The sequence below is a fragment of the Dietzia sp. NPDC055877 genome (assembly GCF_053615975.1).
Genome location: NZ_JBSHCV010000048.1, coordinates 1 through 1,276 on the forward strand (window position 1 = coordinate 1; position 1,276 = coordinate 1,276).

Consider the following 1,276-nt stretch of genomic DNA (forward strand, 5'->3'; position numbering starts at 1 on the left):
TGGACCGTTCCCGTCTTGGTGGACACTCCGAGATGAGCGGTGAGTTCCCCCGAGATGGAGGGAGCGGATTATGGGATCGACTCGTCGGAACTTCACTGCCGAGTACAAGGCCAACGCGGTAAGTTTGGTTATCGATGACGGTCGTGCGATCGCTGAAGTTGCACGCAGTATCGGCGTTCACGAGATGACATTGGGGAAATGGGTGAAGAAGACCCGAGATGAGGGAAACGGCGAGTCTGACCGCCCGTTGAATGAGGACGAGCGGGCGGAACTCGAGCGCCTTCGTGAAGAAGTGAAGCACGCCCGCATGGAGGTGGAGTTCGCAAAAAAAGTAGCGACCTGGTTCGCGAAAGACCCGCGGTGAAATTCGCGGCTATCGCGGACTGGGCTGAATCCGATTCCTATCCGGTCACGTTCATGTGTGCTCAACTCGGCGTCTCGACTTCTGGCTACTACAAGTGGCGTGGCAAGTCGCGCTCAGCTCGCGACCTGCGGGACGACGAGCTGACCACGCTGATCGAGAGCCTCTATGGGCGCCTCAATGGCCGCCCCGGTGTTCGTCGTATGCGTGCGGAGCTTGCCGCCGGCGGCCACCGGGTATCGCACAAGCGGGTGTGGCGCCTGATGAAGGCCGCAGGTCTGGAAGGCCGCCACCCGAAGGCATGGAGGCGCACCACCGTCGCTGGCGACGACCCTGTTGCTGCACCTGACCTCATTGGCCGCGACTTCACGGCGGCAGAGGCGAACACCAAGTGGTGCGGCGATATCACCTACGTGCGGACATGGAACGGCTGGGCGTACTTGGCCACCGTCATCGATCTGCACTCCCGAATGGTCGTCGGATGGGCCGTGGCCGACCACATGCGCACCGACCTGGTCACCGACGCACTGGATATGGCCATCGCTCGCCGGCGACCGCCCGGGAAAGTGATATTTCACAGCGATCGCGGAACTCAATACACGTCCGGAGACTTCGACAAATACTGCACAAAAAACAATATCCGGCGATCACTGGGACGTACTGGAATATGTTTCGACAACGCGGTCGCGGAATCATTCTTCGCGAGCTTCAAGAAGGAACTCGTTCACACTCGCCCGTGGCCCACTCTTAAAGCACTCACAAAGAGCACATTCACTTGGATTGAGGAGTACTACAATAGGGTGAGGCGGCATTCCACACTGGGCTATTTGACACCGGTCGAGTTTGAACTAGGATTCAGAGACATATACGAACTCGCTGCTTAATTTCAGTGGCCACTTTAGCGGGAACACTCCA

2 protein-coding genes are annotated in these 1,276 nt (G+C 58.5%); both read left to right on the top strand.

Going from position 1 to position 1,276, the window contains the following annotated elements; all coding sequences use genetic code 11:
* The first annotated feature begins 70 nt into the window (after positions 1-70).
* Complete coding sequence (locus tag ACWGLC_RS17775) at positions 71-364, top strand: transposase (protein WP_378002180.1); 294 nt, start codon at positions 71-73, stop codon at positions 362-364.
* Positions 361-1,245, top strand: a complete 885-nt coding sequence (locus tag ACWGLC_RS17780) for an IS3 family transposase (protein WP_378002181.1) — start codon at positions 361-363, stop codon at positions 1,243-1,245. The genes ACWGLC_RS17775 and ACWGLC_RS17780 overlap by 4 nt, the downstream gene beginning before the upstream one ends.
* Positions 1,246-1,276 lie beyond the last annotated feature (31 nt).